This window comes from Corynebacterium sp. 13CS0277, from assembly GCF_002994655.1.
Lineage (GTDB): Bacteria > Actinomycetota > Actinomycetes > Mycobacteriales > Mycobacteriaceae > Corynebacterium.
Map to the genome: position 1 here is coordinate 1 of NZ_PPDL01000056.1, position 1418 is coordinate 1418.

Below are 1418 nucleotides of genomic sequence, written 5' to 3' on the forward strand. Positions count from 1 at the left end.
CGGCGTGTCGCGTTCGAATGACCCGAAGTGTTACCTACTTCATAGGGCCCTTGCGGATGCCCATAGAATGTGAGTAGCCGGCGTCGATGCCGTCGTCGTATTCGGCAGGGCCTCCGTGCTCTTCGTTGTCGGCTTGTTCGGCTTCGGCCAGGACTTTTGCTTTGGAACTTTGGTCCTGGCCGAAGTTTGTGTCGCGGGCGATCTGCTCGGGTGAGGTGGGGCAGCCGGTCTTGGCGAACAACCACCAGTCGCAGAGGGTGCGCTGCCGTTCCGGGGTCAGTCCTCGGTGTGCGCGCAGCAGTGCTTTCAGGGGTGCGTTGAAGCCGCCTTCGAGGACATTGGTGTCGGCCCGGTAGCAGGCTGCGGTGATGATGTCGGGGGTTGTGGTCAGGCCGAGTTGTTCGTCGAGGAGCTCGCAGGAGACGTCGAGGAAGGCGAACAGGTGGCCTTGTTCGTGGAGCCGGAGCAGCTGGTAGTACGCGGACCGGGTGCGGTCGTGGGTGTACCAGAAGGTCTTGTTTTTGCGCTTGTTGGCGGGGATGGCGGACCGGGGGACGTCTTTGACGTAGGTCTTTTCGTCGAGCCAGCGGTGGTAGACCTGGTGGAATTGCTGCAGGTGGACCAGCCATTCGGCGGCTTCTTGGGTGTCGGTGATGGTCAGCAGGTTTCGGGACAGCTGCAGCAGTGCTTTGCCGGCGGCGGTGTTGGGGCGGCGGGTGATCTTGGCTTTGATGTTGCGGTGGATGTGGATCCGGCAGCGTTGGGTTCGGGTGGTGTGTCCGGTGGTGGGGTCGGGGGTGCCCCACATCATGGTGATGGCCTTGAGTGCGCCGCGGTGGCCGTCGCAGGTGATCAGGCGGGGGCGGTTGATCTGGTCGAGCAGCTTGAGGTAGCTGCTGGTGTTTTCGGTGTGGCACCAGTGCCATGCCAGGACGCGGTCGCTGGTGGAGGCGATGAGCAGGCAGAGGTTGTCGCCGAGGTAGGTGCCGTCGATGAAGACCTGTTCGTCGTAGGTGTTGTTGGCGGCGGGGCGGGGGACGGGGATCAGCCAGAGTTTCTGGAAGTGGCGCTGGAGGGTGCGGGCGGACAGGCCGAGGGCTGCGGCGTGGTCGTCGAGGGTGCGGGAGGTGGTGATCCAGGCGAGGAAGGCGCGGAAGTGGCTGGCGATGGTCGGCAGGGGGTTGCCGATCGTGAAGGAGTGGTTGCAGGTGCGGCACCGCCAGCGCTGGCGTCCAGAGGTCGTGCGGCCGTTTTTCTTGATGGAGCCCGAACAGATGGGGCATGCAGGTGTTTTACGCATGCTTGTCACGATGCGTCGGGCGCTATAGCACAAACAAGTTGTGGAGTGGTGGAGGTTAGGTGTTTTGGGTGGTGTTCGAATGTTGGGTGGGCATGTCAGGGTTGTTCGTGCTGGTCAT

At 63.0% G+C, this 1418-nt stretch carries 1 protein-coding gene; it reads right to left on the reverse strand.

The window, feature by feature from the left end:
- Positions 1–34: 34 nt before the first annotated feature.
- Positions 35–1300 (reverse strand): IS1249 family transposase, encoded by a 1266-nt coding sequence (locus C1Y63_RS12380; protein ID WP_106016747.1) that lies wholly within the window; start codon positions 1298–1300, stop codon positions 35–37.
- Between the last annotated feature and the right edge of the window lie 118 nt (positions 1301–1418).

What these genes read in the sequence shown, in the direction of transcription:
- C1Y63_RS12380 (WP_106016747.1), bottom strand. Translation starts at nt 1,300, where the DNA reads ATGCGTAAAACACCTGCATGCCCCATCTGTTCGGGCTCCATCAAGAAA.